The sequence below is a fragment of the Streptomyces sp. NPDC006463 genome (genome assembly GCF_042870715.1).
Taxonomy (GTDB): domain Bacteria; phylum Actinomycetota; class Actinomycetes; order Streptomycetales; family Streptomycetaceae; genus Streptomyces.
Window position 1 is genome coordinate 80,699 of the sequence record NZ_JBIAHP010000020.1, and the last position, 16,509, is coordinate 97,207.

A 16,509-nucleotide genomic window follows, 5' to 3' on the forward strand; every position below is an offset into this window, starting at 1 on the left:
AGTGGAGCTGGCAATCCAGGCGGAGGGACTCCGCAAGCGGTACGGCGATCACGAGGCGCTGAGCGGCGTCGACCTCGCGGTCCCCACGGGCTCCGTGCTCGGGGTACTGGGACCGAACGGGGCGGGCAAGACGACGACGGTCCGCATCCTGGCGACCCTCCTCGAACCGGACGCGGGCAGTGCCCGGGTGGCCGGGTACGACGTGGTCCGCCAGCGCAAGGAGGTGCAGCGGGCGATCGGCCTCACCGGCCAGTACGCGGCCGTCGACGAGCAGCTCACCGGCTCCGAGAACCTGCGCATGGTGGGCATGCTCCAGCGCCTCACCCGGCCCCGGGCCAAGCAGCGGGCCGCCGAACTGCTGGAGCGGTTCCGGCTGACCGACGCCGCGGACAAGCCGGCCGGGACGTACTCCGGCGGCATGCGGCGCCGCCTCGACCTCGCGGTCAGCCTGGTCGCCGGGCCGTCCGTCCTCTTCCTCGACGAGCCGACCACCGGCCTCGACCCGGCCAGTCGCATCGACCTGTGGGCGATGATCCGCGAGCAGGTCGCCGCGGGCGTCACGGTCCTGCTGACCACCCAGTACCTGGAGGAGGCAGACCAGCTGGCCGACCGGATCGCGGTGGTCGACTCCGGCCGGGTGATCGCCGAGGGAAGCCCGGACGAGCTCAAGCGGACGGTGGGCGGCGAACGTCTGGAGGTGGGGCTGGCCGATCCGGCCCAGCGCGGCGCCGCCGCCGCGGCGCTCAGCCGCGCCCTCGGCGCGGTACCGCTCGCCGACGACACCGGCGGCCTGCTGCGGGTGCAGCTCACCGCCGGCCTCAACGACATCGCCGACGCCGCGGTGGCACTGCGGGCGTGCGGGGTGGCGGTGACCGAGTTCGCGGTCCGCCGCCCCTCCCTCGACGACGTCTTCCTCAGCCTCACCGGCCACGCGCCGGCCGATCCTGCCGGCGCACCCGCCGAGGACCCCGACGGCGGACAGGCCACCGAGCCGGCCGGCGTACGCGTCGAAGAACGGAGCGCGGCATGAGCGCCTTGACCGGAGCGACCCGCGGCGACGGCCTCGGCGCCGCGCTGAACGACGGAGTGATCTGCGTCGAACGGCATCTGCGTCACCTGCGCCGGGCCCCCGGCCGGCTGGTCAACGCCGTCCTGCTGCCGATGGTGTTCGTCCTGCTCTTCGGCGTGCTGTTCGGCAGCGTCATCGACGTCCCCGACGGCGGCTACGCCGAGTTCATCATGGCCGGCATCTTCACCCAGGGCGTGCTGACCGCAGTACCCGACACCTCGGTCGGCGCCGTCGAGGACCTGCGCAACGGGCTGGTGGACCGATTCCGCTCGCTGCCCATGTCGGGCGCGGCCGTGCTGATCGGCCGTACCGTCGGCGACACCGCGCTGCGCGCCGTCAGCTGTGCGGCGATGGCCGTCGTGGGCCTCGCCATCGGCTGGCGCACCCACACCGGCGTCCTGAGCGTGGCCGCCGGCTTCGGCATCCTGCTGCTGTTCGGCTTCACCGTGGCCTGGCTGGGAGCGCTGATCGGGCTCGCCGTGGGCGACCCCGCGACCGCCTCCTCCGTGCCCTCGCTGCTCCTGATGCCGGTGATGTTCCTGTCCAACGCCTTCATCCCGCTCACCGGTCTGCCCGACTGGCTGCGGGTGGCGGCGGAGTGGAACCCGCTGAGCTCCGTGGTGGGTGCCTGCCGCGAGCTGTGGGGCAACCCGCAGGCGACCACCGGACACTCCTTCCCGACCGACCATCCCATCTCGCTCAGCCTGGCATGGATGGCGCTGATCCTCGCGCTCTCCGCGCCGCTGGCCATCCGTAAGTACCGCACCGCCGTCGCTCGTTGAGCGGCGCACAGAGGGGGAAACCCACGCCATGACGGACACCATCGCCGAGTCGTTCACCCCGCCCGCCTTCGCCCCGAGCGCGGCCACCCCGGCCGAACCGCTCTCGTACGGCTCCTACCTGGAGGTTCCCGGGCTCCTGGAGCTCCAGCGCCCGCGCACCGACGCGCACGACGAGATGCTCTTCATCATCACCCACCAGGCCATCGAGCTGTGGTTCTCCTGCGCCCTGCACGAGCTGGAACAGGTCCGCACCTCCCTGGACCGCGAACTGCTCGGCCAGGCCCGCTGGGGCCTGCGCCGGCTCACCCGCGTGACCTCCCTGTGGCTGGGCCACCTCGACGTCCTCGCCACCATGACCCCGGCCGGGTTCAACGAGTTCCGCGGCGCGCTCGGGGAGTCCAGCGGCTTCCAGTCCGTCCAGTTCCGCGAGCTGGAGATGATCTCCGGCCTGCGCGACCGCCGCTACCTCAACCTGCCGGGCGCCTCGGTCGCCGAGCGCGAGCGGCTGCTGCGCAGGTTCCACGAACCGACCCTGAACGACGCCTTCATGGACCTGTTGGAGCGCCGCGGCCTCTCGCCGGAGAAGCTCTTCGCCCCCGGCCGAGCCGCCGAGGAGCTGCGCGACACCGCCGAGGACCTGCTCGCCTACGACGCGCTGTTCCACCAGTGGCGCTACCAGCACTGGATGCTGGTGGTCCGCGCCCTCGGCGCCCGCCCCGGCAGCGGAGGCAGCGCCGGCTCGGAATTCCTGCGCACTACGCTGGACAAGTGGTTCTTCCCCGAACTTCACGAAGCCCGCAGCCAGGTGCACGCGGCGCCGGCCGGCGAAGCGTCACCCGAGGGAGACGGCAACGTCGTCTACGGCTGCCCGATGGGCTACGGCTCGGACCTTTCCGCCTGATACTCCGCCTGCGATTGGAACTCCATGCGCACCGCACCCGCCAACGCCAGCCGTACCACCAGCCGCTTAGCGGCCCGCGCGGACCGCTACCCGGCCGCCACCGCCTGGCAGAGAACGACGGGCAGCGCCGCATGCGTCTGGATGGTCGTCTTCGCGGCCTTCCACGCCTACTGGGCCCTCGGCGGCACGTTCGGGCTGCCGCCGGGCGAGTCGCTGGTCGACAACACGCCCCTGTTCATCATTGACCTGATCGCCATCCCGATGAACCTGGGCGGGGCCGCCCTGGCGCTCGCCCTGGTGCAGCGCTGGGGCCTGTTCTTCCCGCGCTGGCTGGTGCTGTGCGGGGCCTGGGGCTGCGCCCTGCTGATGGTCTTCCACGCGCTGCCCGCCATGGTCGACCTCGCGGTCTACCTGGCCGGACGGCGCGGGACTCCGCTGGAGGGCATGGACCGGTTCAGCGTCCTGCTCTACGAGCCCTACTGGATGCTCGGCGGCTTGCTGTTCACCGTCATGGCGCTGGCCTTCCAGCGGCGCACCCGCCGCACCGCGGCCCAGGGGGCCTGACATGGAGCGGGCGGACCCGGCGGGCCGGGCGGAGGGGGCCGGGCAGCTCCCGGACACGGCGCTCGACCGGCTGATGCCGGCCTGGGACCATCGCGAGCGGCATTCGCTCGCTTTGGCCCTGCCCCGCGAGAGGGTGCTGCGCGCGGTCGACGAGACCCGCTGGCGCGACCTGCCCCTGTTCCACTCGCTGCTGCTGGTCGGCTCGCTCGGCACCAAGCGGGACAAGGCCGAGGAGCCCTTCCTCGGCTCCATGACCGGCGGCGGCTTCACCGAGCTGTACCGCGGCCCGCGCGAACTGGTGGTCGGCGCTGTGGTGGCCACCCGGGACCCCAAGGGTCCGGCCGCCCTCGCCGACCCCGTGGGCGGGTCCTTCGCGGCCTTCGACCGCCCCGGCCACTACAAGGTGGCCTTCAACTTCCACTACGACAAGGGCCGGCTGGCCACCGAGACACGGGTGCTCAGCACGGACGACGCCACCCGGCGCAGCTTCAACCGCTACTGGCTGCTCATCCGGCTGCCCAGCGGCCTCATCCGCCGTGAGTGGCTCCACGGCATCCGCCGCCGCGCCGAGTCCCCGGCGGGCCACACCCCCTGAGGGGGCTTCGGCGGAACAGGGCTGACAGCCCCTGGACGCGACTACCGACTGAGAGCGGACATGACGACAACGACCGAGACCGTCCACGGCCGCCACGGTGACCTGGACGCCGTGGACCTCACCGACCCCAGGACCTTCGCCACCGGCGACCCCGCCGAACTGCACGAGCTGTGGCAGCGGTTCCGCACCGAGCGGCCCGTCCACCACCACCCGGCCACCTCCGCCCTGCCCGGCTTCTGGGCGCTCACCCGGTACGACGACGTGCTGGCCGTCTACAAGGACGCCGGCCGGTTCACCTCCGAGCGCGGCAACGTCCTGTCCACCCTGCTCCAGGGCGGCGACTCGGCGGCCGGCAAGATGCTCGCCGTCAGCGACGGCGCCCGGCACCGCGCCATTCGCAACCTGATGCTCAAGTCCTTCTCGCCGCGGGCGCTGCACCACGTGGTGGAGCAGGTGCAGGGCCGCACCCGCGACCTGCTCTCCCAGGTGCTCGACCGGGGCGCCTTCGACTACGCCGAGGCGATGGCCGAGCACATCCCCATGGGCACGATCTGCGACCTGATGGCGGTGCCCCCGCAGGACCGCCAGCCGCTCCTCGAGTGGAACAAGCAGGTGCTCAGCGCGGACAGCAGCGACGGCACCGCCGACGAGGCCTGGCTCGCCCGCAACGAGATCCTGCTCTACTTCTCCGACCTCGCCCGCAGCCGCCGCAAGAACCCCGGCGACGACGTGATCAGCGCGCTCGCGACCGGGCAGATCGAGGGCCGGCCGCTCACCGAGGAAGAGATCGTCTTCAACTGCTACAGCCTGATCATCGGCGGCGACGAGTCCAGCCGGATGGCGTCCATCGGCGCCGTCCTCGGGTTCATCGAACACCCGGACCAGTGGCAGGCGTTCGCCTCCGGCGAGGTGAGCGTGGAGAGTGCCACCGAGGAAGTGCTGCGCTGGACCACGCCCGCCATGCACTTCGGCCGCCGGGCCCTGGTCGACGTGGAGATCGGCGGCCGGACCATACCGGCCGGCGACATCGTCACCCTGTGGAACACCTCAGCCAACTTCGACGAGAGCGTGTTCGCGGACCCCCTCCGCTACGACCTGGCCCGCACACCCAACAAGCACGTCACCTTCGGCTTCGGCCCGCACTTCTGCCTGGGCGCCTTCCTCGGCCGCGAGGAGCTCAAGGCGCTCCTCGCGGCGCTGCGGGACATGGTCGGCGCCATCGAGCCCCGGGGCGAGGCCAGGCGCGTGTACTCCAACTTCCTCTACGGCTACAGCAGCCTGCCGGTGGCCTTCCGGGCGGCCTGAGCGGGGCTCCCCCGGGCCGCTACCAGCGGCCCGGGGGCCTGCGCTGCGCCTTGAAGATCCCGAAGACCACGCGGATGACCAGCACACAGCTGACCACCAGCAGGTTGTAGCCGATCAGCTGGAACAGTGTCAGGGACTCGTTCAGCGCCGGGCCGTGGTCCGTACCGAGCAGCAGCACCCCGATCAGACCGGTGACCCCGCCCAGGAACGTCAGCAGCACGTCGTGCACCAGCGAGCGCACGAACCGGCGGTCCCGCTCGTCGGCCAGCAGCCGTACCTGCACCCCGAGCCGGCCGTGCTCCAGCGCGTTGGTGATCCGCTCCACCCGGCGCGGCAGCCGGCGTAGCATCGGGGCGAGCGCCAGCGCCTCCTCCGAGAGCACCTGGCCGATCGATTTGGGGCTCAGCTTGCGCTCCAGCTGCGCGGCGGCGAAGGAGCGGGCCTCGGCCACGATGTCGAAGCCCGGGACGAGCTGCTCCATCGCCCCCTCCAGCGTCGCCAGCGCGCGGAAGGTGGCGGCGATCTCCGGCGGCACGGTCAGCCCGTGCCGCGCCACCAGCAGGAACAGGTCCGCGAACATCTCCCGGTCCGGCCGCACTCCGGGGGTGAGGTGGCGCGCCATGAACCGGCCCAGCGCCCGCTCCAGCCGGATCTCGTCGATCTCCTCGCGCCGGTCGACCAGTTCCAGCAACGCGTCCGAGAGCGCCACCGGATCGCTGCGGTGGATGGCGAGCAGCAGATTGCGCAGCGCCGCCCGCAGAACCCGGTCGATCCGGCCCACCGACCCGAAGTCGATCAGGCCGAGGCCGCCGTCGTCGAGCAGCATGATGTTTCCGGGGTGCGGATCGGCGTGGAACACCCCGCCGATCATGATCTGCTCCAGCACGCACTCCAGCAGCTGGCGGGCCAGCTCGGTGCGGTCCAGGCCGCGCTCGTCGATGGCGGCCCCGGCCGCCGCGTTCAGCGGCACACCGGTCAGGCACTCCAGTACCAGCACCCGGCGGCTGCTCAGCTCCTCGTACACCAGCGGCATCTTCACCGTGGACACCGCCTCGGCCCGGCCGGCCGCCGCCCTGATGGTGGCCATGTTCCGGGCCTCGATCCGGAAGTCCAGCTCCTCGTTGAGCGAGGTCGCGAACCCCTCGGCGAGGTCCAGGGCGCCGAAGTCCCGCCCCCACGAGGTGTGCTCCTCCATCTTGCGGCTCATCCGGAACAGGATGTCCAGGTCCCGGTCGACCACCGGACGGGCACCGGGCCGCTGCACCTTGACCACCACGTCCTCACCGGTGGCCAGCCGCGCCCGGTGTACCTGGGCGATGGACCCGGCGGCGAGCGGCACGTGGTCGAACTCGGCGAAGAACGCGGCGGGTTCCTTGCCCAGCTCCTCGGTGAGCACCCGCTCCACCTCCTCCCAGGAGTCGGCCGCCACCTGGTGCTGGAGCTTGGTCAGCTCCTCCACGAACTCGCCGGGCAGCAGGTCGTACCTGGTGGAGAGGACCTGGCCGAGCTTGACGAAGGTGGCGCCCGCCTCCTCCAGCGCCACCCGGACACTGGCTGCCAGCTGGGTGCGCTCCCGCGCGGCCTCGGGCCCGCCGCGGCCCCGGCCGCGCAGCGCGCCGCCCAGGCCGTGGCGCATCGCTATCCGGCTCAGCTGCGCGTACCTGCGGGTGCGGGCCACCCGGCGGCGCAGCGCCTGCGGCCAGCGGACCATCCCGGCCAGCGAGCCGGACGGCACCAGTACCTCGGAGAGCGCGAGGAAGACCACAGCGGCGAGCACGGTCAGGCCCAGCTGCACCGAAATGAGGGCGCCGCGACGGGCTTCGCCCATCGCGGCTCCGATCAGTCCGCTCACGCCCATGGCCACCAGGCCGGTCAGCGCGGCCCGGACCTTGCCGATGCGCAGGCCCAGAAGCCGCCGGGCCCCGACCGAGAGCGCGGCGACGGCCACGACGAGGGTGAGTGCGGCGACGAACAGGAACAGGGTCAACTCCATGGCTGTGCGCCGCCCGGGCCCCGCCGCAGGTCAGCGGCGGGGTCCGGACGGCGCCCTCCTCTCGCACAGATCGCGCGGTTATACGAGTGTCCGGTCGTCGGCGCGGGACGCGGCCGGTCCGGCCTGCTCGGCCGCCGCCCCGCCCGTCCGGGGCTGCGGCTGGGTGGAGCGGTGCCCGGGCCACCAGGCGCGGTGGCCCAGCAGGGTGGTCAGCGTGGGCACCAGCAGGACGGCCATCACGAAGGCGGACAGCATGATGCCGAAGGCCACCGCGAAGCCCATCTGCTGGAGCATCGAGTTCTCGGCGAGCATCAGCACGCCGAAGGTGCCGGCCAGGATGACCGCGGCCGCGGCGATCGTCGGAGCGGACGCGGTGACCGCTCGGCGAACCGCCTCGCGCGGTGGGCGGCCCTGTCCGATCTCCTCCCGGAGCCGGGCCACCATGAGGATGTTGTAGTCGGTGCCGATCGCCACCACGAAGAGATAGACGATCACCGGCAGGGTGAACAGCAGGCCGTTCTTGCCCATCCCGTTCTGGAACAGCCACACCGTGGCGCCCAGCGTCGCGCCGAAGCCGAGAGCGACCGAGACCATCAGGTACAGCGGGGCGACCACACTGCGCAGCAGCAGTCCCAGGATGATCATGATGGCGAGTCCGGCGGCCGGGAAGACCACCTTGTAGTCGTGGTTGACCGCCGTACGGATGTCCGCGAGCACCGCGGTGGTGCCGCCGACCAGCGCCTTGGTGCCCTCCGGCGCGGCCCGGTGCGCGGCGTCCCGCAGCGGCCCGTCGACCAGGGCCAGTGCCTTGTCCTCGGTGGGCCGGTGGGTGAGCACGACGCTGTACTGGGCGAGGGCGCCGTTCGCGCCGGTGACGGCGGGGGAGACGTCGCCGACCCCGTCCACCTTCTTCAGCGCGGCGCCGAACGCGTCCATCTGGGCCTGGTCGAGGGCGGATCCGTCCTGCTTCTCCAGGAGGACGGCGGTGGGGTCGGTCTGCCCGGCCGAGAACCCGCGCTGCAGGTCCTTCATGGCCTGCACGGACTCCAGGTTCTGCGGCAGCGAGCTCTCGCTGTCGAACTCCGCGTGGAAGCTCAGCACGCCGACGGCGAGCACCGCGAGCAGCGCGGAGGTGAGGGCCGCGACACCGGCCGGGCGTTTGGCGGCCAGGTTGCCGATGCGACCCGCCACCGCGTTCTTCGGCTCCTCGCGCCAGGCCTTGGACGGCCAGAACGCCTTGGCGCCGAGCAGCGAGAAGACCGCGGGCACCAGGGTGAGCCCGGCCAGCAGCGCCACCGCCACCGAGATGGCGAGCGCCGGGCCCATGGACCGGAGCATCCCCATGGTGGACAGCAGCAGCGCGAGGAACGCGACGATGACGGCGCCGGCCGCCGAGGCGATGGTCTCGCCCACCAGCGCGACCGCGCTGATCATCGCGTGCTTGGGGTCCTGCCCGCCGCGCAGCAGCTCGCGGTAGCGGAAGAGCAGGAAGAGGATGTAGTCGGTGCCCACGCCGAACAGCACCACGATCAGGATCGCGGAGATGGAACCGTCGGACTTCAGTCCGCCGAGTTCGGAGGCGGTGGAGATCAGGCCGGTAGCCACCGCGAACGCCATGCCGATGATCAGGACCGGCAGTACGGCGATCAGCGGGCTGCGGAAGATGATCAGCAGCAGGACCACGATCAGCAGCAGGGTGGCCGACATGATCATGGAGTCGGTGTCCCCGGAAGCCTCCCGGGAGTCCAGCGCGCTGGCGGCCTGGCCGGTGATCCCGAGCTGGAGGTCCGTACCGGACAGCAGCTGCTTCGCCTCCGTCCGCAGCTTCTTGACCGACTCCGACAGGGCCTGGTCGTACGGGTCCTTGAGGTCGGACACGACGTTGGCCAGGGCGATCTCACCGTTGGGGGAGACGGCCTGCGGGTTGGTCTCCACCCGCTTGATGTGGTCCAGGCGCAGTGCCTCCAGGCCGGCGGAGACCTTGGCGACCGCCGCCTGGTCGGCTTCGGTCAGCTTGCCCTTGTCGGTCCGCTGGAACACCGCGATGGCCGCCGGCGCCTCATGCTGGGGAAACGCACGCTCCTGTGCCTTCGCGGCCTGGACCGACTCGTAGTGGGAGGGCAGGAAGTCGGCCTGGTCGCTGGTGGCCTTCAGCTGGGGCGCGAAGACGCCCAGTGCCACCGCGGCTATCAACCAGAGCGAGATGGTCACCCAGGGCCGGAGGACGACAGCACGTCCAATCCGTCCGAACATGAGACTCCTTCACAAGCACGAGACGCGGGTATGTCCCGGGAGCGTAGGCAGCGGGGGTGAACCACCGTCCCGGTGATGTCCGGTTGCTGTCACACTCCCCGCATGCCGTCGCCGGTCAGGAGCAGCCGCGCTGCCAGTTCCAGCCGATGAAGCTATGGCGCAGCTGGACGTCGAAACGGCAGGTCGCCGTTCCGTCCGCATTCAGGTCGACGTACGAGTCGTGGGAGTTCGCGTACACATTCCCGGAGACGTCGAAAATCCCCTTGTAGGTGAATTCGGCGTGCGCCCGCGAGTGCGAGACGGCGCAGTCGGCGAGGCAGTCGGTCTCCTTCGAGGCGGACTTCAGTGACCAGCCGGCGTTCCACGGCTCCCGGTTCCAGCCCTGCGTCACGGTGGTGGCCGCCGAGGTGATCCGGCCGCCGTCCGTGGTCCACCGGGAGGTCGAGTACACGCCGGTCATCCGGATGTTGCAGCAGTCGAACATCTCGTTCCAGCTCTTCACCTGGTGTTCCGTCCCCGACGCCGGGGCGGCCAGGGCCCCGGCCGCCCCGGCGTCGGGGACGGCCGCCGGAACCAGCCGTACCTCCCCGAACCGAGGCGTGCAGTCCGCCCCGATCGTCACCTCCTGCCGGACGGTCATCCCGGCCGGCGGCGCGGGGAGCGAGCCGGACAGCCGTACCGCTCCGCAGGACTTCCCCGCGGTTCCGGCGGGGGTCGTGGCCGCCCCGGCGGCGGTGGCCGGGACGGCCGTCAGCGCCAGCACGGCGGCGAGTACAGCGGCGAGTGTGAATCGGTTACGCAATTCCCCAGCCTTCCTCAGAAGTTTTCGTGAGGGAGCGTAAAGGTCGGGAATTCGAGGCGGACCTGACGATGGGAAGTTTGGCAGGAAGCTGACAAACGCCTGTTCAGCCGGTGTGCCGAGGACGTAGTGGCACCTTCATGTCAACACTGTTGCCCGCTACTCGGTGTCCGTCGAAAGTTTCGAACGAACGTGAATCACATCAATGTTCACCGCGTCTCGGAACAGAGGGGTTTCCCCATGGGTGCTGGACAAATGTACGGGGCCGGGGCATCGGTTTCGCCGGATTTCCCGGCAGGCCTTCTTCTGGAGCAACTCGTCCTGGACGAACCCGAGTTCGAGACGCGTATACGGGAGGCCCTGAGCCGCGCCGAGAAGTGGCTGCAGGCCAGTGCCCACGACGCCCTCGACCCGCGCGTCGCAGCCCTCACCGGCCACCTCGCCGACGCCGGCGGCAAGCGCCTGCGCCCCCTCCTGGTCCTCCTCGGCGCCGAGTTCGGAGACCCCTGGGCGGACGGTGTCACCCAGGCCGCGGCCATCGCCGAACTCGTGCACATCGCCTCGCTCTACCACGACGACGTGATGGACGGCGCCGCCACACGGCACGGCGTCCCCAGCGTGCACGCCCGCTGGGGCGAGCGGGCCGCCGTCCTCGGCGGGGACTGGCTGCTCGCCCGAGCCGCCCAGCTCGCCGCCGAACTCGGTCCCGCGGCCGTGCACCTGAACGCGCAGACCGCCGGCCGCCTGGTCGCCGGACAGCTGCGCGAGCTCACCGGGCCCGGGCCCGACGAGGACCCGGTCACCCACTACTTCCAGGTGGCGGCCGGCAAGACGGCGGCGCTGCTCGCCATGTCCCTCGGCATCGGTGCCGTACAGGCCGCGGCCCCCGTGCCCGCCACGGCCGCCCTCACCGAGGCCGGCGAACAGCTCGGCATCGCCTTCCAGATAGCCGACGACCTCCTCGACCTGCGGTCCTCGGCCGAACTCACCGGCAAGGAGCGCGGCAAGGACCTGTTGGCCGGCGTCCAGAGCCTGCCCGTCCTGCTCGCCCGGGAGGGCGGCGACCGGGCCGACGCCGAACTGCGCGGCCTGCTCGCTGACGGCCCCGTCCCGGCCGCCGCCGTGCCGCGCGCCCTGGAGCTCTTCGCGCGCTCGTCCGCGCTCACCGAGACCGAGGCCGTGATGCACCGCCGGCTCGACCGGGCCCGGTCCGCCCTCGGGCTGCTGCCTCCGCTGCCGGCCCGCCGCGCCCTGCTCACACTCTGCGACTACGTCGCACTTCGCACCAGCTGAGCCGGCCGAACCGGCAAGGGAGTCCCCATGACCATGGCCGAACGGGTCGGCGAACTCGTCCGCATCCGCCAGGAAATCCAGGACGGCGTCGCCGCCGCCACCGAGGCGCAGCATGCCAAGGGCAAGCTGACCGCCCGCGAGCGCATCGCGCTGCTCCTCGACGAAGGCTCCTTCAAGGAGGTCGAGCAGCTGCGCCGCCACCGCGCGACCGGGTTCGGCCTGGAGGCGAAGAAGCCGTACACCGACGGTGTGATCACCGGCTGGGGGACGGTCGAGGGCCGCACGGTCTTCGTCTACGCGCACGACTTCCGGATCTTCGGCGGCGCCCTGGGCGAGGCCCATGCCACGAAGATCCACAAGATCATGGACATGGCCATCGCGGCCGGCGCTCCGCTGGTCTCCCTCAACGACGGCGCGGGAGCCCGTATCCAGGAGGGCGTCTCCGCCCTCGCCGGCTACGGCGGCATCTTCCAGCGCAACACCCGGGCCTCCGGGGTGATCCCGCAGATCTCGGTGATGCTGGGCCCGTGCGCCGGCGGCGCCGCGTACTCCCCGGCCCTGACCGACTTCGTGTTCATGGTCCGCGAGACGTCCCAGATGTTCATCACCGGCCCGGACGTGGTCCGCGCGGTGACCGGCGAGGAGATCACCCAGAACGGCCTCGGCGGCGCGGACGTTCACGCCGAGACCTCGGGCGTCGCGCACTTCGCGTACGACGACGAGGAGACCTGCATCTCCGAGGTCCGCTACCTCATCTCGATGCTGCCCTCCAACAACCGGGCCGCTCCGCCCGCCGCCCCCGGCGACGATCCCCTCGACCGGGCCTGCCCGCGGCTGCTCGACCTGGTCCCGCTCGACGGGAGCCGCCCGTACGACATGCGCGAGGTCATCACCGAGATCGTCGACGACGGCGAGCACATGGAGGTCCACGAGCGGTGGGCCACCAGCGTGATCACCACCCTGGCCCGGCTCGGCGGCCAGGTCGTCGGCATCGTCGCCAGTCAGCCGCAGTCGCTGGCCGGGGTGCTGGACATCCACGCCTCGGAGAAGGCCGCGCGCTTCGTCCAGCTCTGCGACGCGTTCTCGATCCCGTTGGTGACGCTGGTCGACGTACCGGGCTTCCTGCCGGGCGTCGACCAGGAGCACGGCGGCATCATCCGGCACGGCGCGAAGCTGCTCTACGCGTACTGCAACGCCACCGTCCCGCGGATCTCGCTGATCCTGCGCAAGGCCTACGGCGGCGCGTACATCGTCATGGACTCCCAGTCCATCGGCGCCGACCTCACCTACGCCTGGCCGGCCAACGAGATCGCCGTCATGGGCGCCGAGGGCGCCGCCAACGTGGTCTTCCGCCGGCAGATCGCCCAGGCCGAGGACCCGGAGGCCACCCGGCAGCAACTGGTCAAGGAATACCGGACTGAGCTGATGCACCCGTACTACGCGGCCGAGCGCGGCCTCGTCGACGACGTCATCGACCCCGCCGACACCCGGGCCACCCTCATCGCCGCGCTCGCCATGCTCCGCAGCAAGCACGCCATGACCCCCGCCCGAAAGCACGGCAACCCCCCGATGTGAGGAGCGACGCCATGCCCGGAACACCCCTGCCCGCCGTCGAAAGCCCCCTGGCGCCGGCCCTGTTCAAGATCATCAACGGTCGCCCCACCCCGGAGGAACTGGCCGCCGTCGCCGCTCTCCTGACCGCGCTCGTCCCGCCCCCGGCCGTCGCGGGCCGCGACGCGCCCGCCGACCCCGGACCGTCCGCCCGATGGGACCGCAGTGACATCCTCCCGCCCACCTCGTGGGCGGCCCGCCCCTGATCAGCGGCCCTCCTGGCAGCTTGCTGCCGTCCGCGTTGCACGGCCGAGAGCAGCCCCTGTAACTCAGAGTGAAGGGCGGCGAATCGGTCGTTCCGGCACGACCGCGGTCGAACTGTGAGGAGGGCGCCGTGCTTCAGGTGGTGTTCCGGATCCTGGGGCCACTGGACATCAGCGCCGACGGGCGCCCGGTCGCCCTCCAGGGCGCCCGCCAGCGCACCCTCATGTCCATGCTGCTGCTGGCGCCCGGCCGGGTGGTCTCCGTCGACACCCTCGCCGACGCCGTCTGGCAGGGCAGCCCGCCCGCCACCGCCCGCAACCAGATCGCCATCTGCGTCTCCGGCCTGCGCAAGACGCTCAAGAACGCGACCGGCATCGACGACCTGCTGGTCACCAGCCACCCCGGCTACCTGCTGCACCCGGGCGAACACCGCATCGACGCCGTCGAGTTCGAGAGGCGGGCCGCCGAAGGGCGCGAGGCCGCCCGTCGCGGCCGTACCGAGGAGGCCCGTGCCCACTTCGAGGAAGCCCTCGCGATGTGGCGCGGCCCCGCCCTCGCCGGCATCACCGCCGAACGGGTCGAAGCGGAGGCCGAGCGCCTGACCGAGCTCCGCCTCGACGTGTACGAACAGCTCACCGCCCTGCGCCTGGATCTCGGCCAGCACCGCGAACTGATCGGGGAGCTCACCGGCTTCGTGCGGACGAACCCGCTGCGCGAACAGGCCCTCGCCCAGCTGATGCTGGCCCACTACCGCTCCGGCCGCCGCGCCGAGGCCCTGGAGGCGTACCGCGACGGCGCACGCCTGCTCGCCGAGGAGCTCGGCATCGACCCCGGGCCCGCGGTCCAGGAACTGCACGAGGACATCCTCGCCGACTCCCCGAAGCTCACCCTTCCCACCGGCAGCCCCCTGCCCGCCCAGGTCACCACGGTGCCGGCCCATCTCCCCCCGGCCGCGGCGTCCTTCACCGGCCGCAACCAGGACCTGTCCACCCTCGACCGGCTGCTGGACCTGCTCGACGGTGCCTCCCCGCCCGTCGGCTCCATCACCGGCACCGGCGGTGTCGGCAAGACCGCGCTCGCCGTCCACTGGTCCCACCAGGTCGCCTCCCGCTTCCCCGACGGGCAGCTCTTCGCCGACCTGCGCGGCTACGACGAGGAGGAGGAACCCCGCAGGCCCGGCGCCGTCCTCGACCGCTTCCTGCGCGCCCTCGGCGTGCCCGGCCCTCAGATCCCCGCCGACCAGGTCGAACGGACCGCGCTCTTCCGCAGCGTCCTGGACGGCCGCCGGGTGCTGATCGTCCTCGACAACGCCCGCTCCTTCCAACAGATACGGCCCCTCCTGCCCGGCACGTCCGGCTGCTGCGTCCTGGTCACCAGCCGAGACAGCATGAGCAGCCGGCTGGCCGGCGACTACGCCCTGGTACCGCTGAACCTCGGCTCCCTCGAACAGGACGAGTCGATCACCCTGCTCTCCCGGGTGGCCGGCGACGACCGGCTCGCCGGCGACCCGGTGGCCGCCGCCCGGCTCAGCGAACTGTGCGACCGGCTTCCCCTCGCGCTGCGCATCGCGGCCGCCCGGCTCGCGGCGAAACCGCACTGGACGGTGCGCACGCTCGTCACCCGCCTGGAGGACCAGCACCGCAGACTCGACGAACTGAGCCTGGACGCGCGCGGGGTACGGGCCGGTCTGCGGCTGAGCTACCGCGACCTGCCGGCCGACACCGCCCGTATGTTCCGGCTGCTCGGTTCGCTGAACGTCAGCGAGTTCTCCGCATGGGCCGGCGCCGCCCTGCTCGACATCGGCCCGGTCGACGCCGAGGACCTCATCGAACAGCTCGTCGACGCCCAGCTCCTCGAACCCCTCAGCGCCAGCGCCGGCCACGTCCGGTACCGGTTCCAGGACCTCCTCCGCCTCTTCGCTCGCGAATGCGCGCTTGCCGAGGACGGAGAAGGAGAACTGAGGGCCGCCCTGCGGCGCGCCTGCGGGGTATGGCTCGGGCTCGCCAAGGTGGCACACCGGCGGCTCTACGGCGGCGACTACACCGTCGTTCCCGGCCTGGCCCCCCTGCGGGACCTCCCCGCCCACCTGGTGGAATCCCTCGTGGAGGACCCCATGGAGTGGTTCGAGGCCGAGCGCTCCTCCATCACGGGGCTCGTGCAGCAGGCGGCCCGTGAGGGCGAGTCCGGCTACGCGTGGGAGCTGACGATGACCAGCGTCACCCTCTTCCAGAACCGCAACTACCTGGAGGACTGGCGGGAATGCGGCGAAGCGGCCCTGGACGCCGCCCGTCGCACCGGCGACCGGCTGGGTGAGGCGGCCATGCTCCAGTCGCTCGGTACCTTGGAGATCATCCAGTACGAGCACGACAGCGCGTACGAGCGCCTCAACCTGGCTCTGTCCCTGTTCGAGGAGCAGGGCCAGGACCAGGGACGTGCCCTGGTGCTGCGCAACCTGGCGATGTGCGAGCGCCATCGCGGGGACACGGGCCGGGCGGTGGAGACGGGCCGTCGTTCACTGGAGATTTTCCGCGCGGTCGCCGACCCCTACGCCGAGGCACATGTACTGGGTCTGCTGGCGCAGATCGAACTGGAACGGGGGGACGCCCAGGCGAGCCTGGTGCTGTCGTCGGAGGCAGTGGCCAGGAGCAGAGGGCTCGGGTCGGTGCGGGGTGAGGCGCAGAGCATGCTGCGGCTCGGGAAGGCGCTGCTCCACCAGGGCGACGGGGCGCGCGCCGAGGAGGCCTGCCGACGTGCGCTGGAGCTGGTGCTCGGCAGTGGTGACCGCAGGGGCGAGACGCACGTGCTGCGTGCTCTGGGGGAGGCGCTGTGGCGCCAGGGAAAGCTTGAGGAGGCCGAGGCGGTCGCCCGCAGCGCCCTTCAGGCCGCGGAACAGGTGAGGGACGCCTACCTCCGGGCACGGGCAGCCGTCGTGCTCGGATGTGCGCAGGCACTGCGCTCGGATGTGAGCGGCGCCGCGACTGCGTTCAAGAGTGCGGCGGACCTCTTCACCGAGGTCGGCGCACGGGGGTGGCAAGAGCGTGTGGAGCAGTTCCTGGTGGCGCTCGCGGAAGACGAACCGGTCGGCCTGCGGCGGCTGTTCGCGAGCGACCAGCCCTGACGGCGGTCCCCCCGGGCACCGG

13 protein-coding genes are annotated in these 16,509 nt (G+C 71.8%); 10 read left to right on the plus strand and 3 right to left on the minus strand.

The window, feature by feature from the left end; all coding sequences use genetic code 11:
* Position 1 precedes the first annotated feature (1 nt).
* The 6 genes from ACFYOB_RS30360 to ACFYOB_RS30385 are packed head-to-tail and all read left to right on the plus strand — an operon-like array spanning position 2 to position 5,216.
* Positions 2 to 1,030: an ATP-binding cassette domain-containing protein gene (locus ACFYOB_RS30360; protein WP_388565078.1), complete on the plus strand. Its 1,029-nt coding sequence runs from the start codon at positions 2 to 4 to the stop codon at positions 1,028 to 1,030.
* Entirely contained in the window at positions 1,027 to 1,851 is an 825-nt protein-coding gene (locus tag ACFYOB_RS30365; RefSeq protein WP_388565081.1) for an ABC transporter permease, read from the plus strand. The genes ACFYOB_RS30360 and ACFYOB_RS30365 overlap by 4 nt, the downstream gene beginning before the upstream one ends.
* Positions 1,852 to 1,879: 28 nt before the next feature.
* Positions 1,880 to 2,752, plus strand: coding sequence for a tryptophan 2,3-dioxygenase family protein (locus tag ACFYOB_RS30370; RefSeq protein ID WP_388565084.1), 873 nt, complete (start codon positions 1,880 to 1,882; stop codon positions 2,750 to 2,752).
* 24 nt (positions 2,753 to 2,776) lie between these two features.
* Positions 2,777 to 3,316 (plus strand): DUF3995 domain-containing protein, encoded by a 540-nt coding sequence (locus ACFYOB_RS30375; RefSeq protein WP_388565087.1) that lies wholly within the window; start codon positions 2,777 to 2,779, stop codon positions 3,314 to 3,316.
* 1 nt (position 3,317) lies between these two features.
* Complete coding sequence (locus tag ACFYOB_RS30380; protein ID WP_388565090.1) at positions 3,318 to 3,911, plus strand: hypothetical protein; 594 nt, start codon at positions 3,318 to 3,320, stop codon at positions 3,909 to 3,911.
* Positions 3,912 to 3,971: 60 nt separating this feature from the next.
* Positions 3,972 to 5,216, plus strand: a complete 1,245-nt coding sequence (locus ACFYOB_RS30385) for a cytochrome P450 (RefSeq protein ID WP_388565093.1) — start codon at positions 3,972 to 3,974, stop codon at positions 5,214 to 5,216.
* Positions 5,217 to 5,235: 19 nt separating this feature from the next.
* On the opposite strand, the gene ACFYOB_RS30390 is transcribed toward ACFYOB_RS30385, so the two are convergent.
* From ACFYOB_RS30390 to ACFYOB_RS30400, 3 genes are all read right to left on the minus strand, one after another.
* Positions 5,236 to 7,209: an ABC1 kinase family protein gene (locus ACFYOB_RS30390; protein WP_388565097.1), complete on the minus strand. Its 1,974-nt coding sequence runs from the start codon at positions 7,207 to 7,209 to the stop codon at positions 5,236 to 5,238.
* Between the two features lie 78 nt (positions 7,210 to 7,287).
* Positions 7,288 to 9,462, minus strand: a complete 2,175-nt coding sequence (locus ACFYOB_RS30395) for an MMPL family transporter (RefSeq protein ID WP_388565100.1) — start codon at positions 9,460 to 9,462, stop codon at positions 7,288 to 7,290.
* Between the two features lie 115 nt (positions 9,463 to 9,577).
* A complete protein-coding gene (locus ACFYOB_RS30400) occupies positions 9,578 to 10,264 on the minus strand; it encodes a hypothetical protein (protein ID WP_388565103.1) in 687 nt (228 codons plus the stop codon).
* Positions 10,265 to 10,501: 237 nt separating this feature from the next.
* Between ACFYOB_RS30400 and ACFYOB_RS30405 the strand changes: the two genes are divergently transcribed.
* The 4 genes from ACFYOB_RS30405 to ACFYOB_RS30420 all read left to right on the plus strand — a co-directional run bounded on the left by ACFYOB_RS30405 (position 10,502) and on the right by ACFYOB_RS30420 (position 16,487).
* Complete coding sequence (locus ACFYOB_RS30405) at positions 10,502 to 11,554, plus strand: polyprenyl synthetase family protein (RefSeq protein WP_388565106.1); 1,053 nt, start codon at positions 10,502 to 10,504, stop codon at positions 11,552 to 11,554.
* A gap of 33 nt (positions 11,555 to 11,587) precedes the next feature.
* A complete protein-coding gene (locus tag ACFYOB_RS30410; protein WP_388565275.1) occupies positions 11,588 to 13,129 on the plus strand; it encodes an acyl-CoA carboxylase subunit beta in 1,542 nt (513 codons plus the stop codon).
* Between the two features lie 11 nt (positions 13,130 to 13,140).
* Complete coding sequence (locus tag ACFYOB_RS30415; RefSeq protein ID WP_388565110.1) at positions 13,141 to 13,371, plus strand: acyl-CoA carboxylase epsilon subunit; 231 nt, start codon at positions 13,141 to 13,143, stop codon at positions 13,369 to 13,371.
* Positions 13,372 to 13,499: 128 nt separating this feature from the next.
* Positions 13,500 to 16,487 carry a BTAD domain-containing putative transcriptional regulator gene (locus ACFYOB_RS30420; protein WP_388565112.1) on the plus strand — a complete coding sequence of 996 codons (2,988 nt, stop codon included), beginning with the start codon at positions 13,500 to 13,502 and terminating at the stop codon, positions 16,485 to 16,487.
* The last annotated feature ends 22 nt before the right edge of the window (positions 16,488 to 16,509 follow it).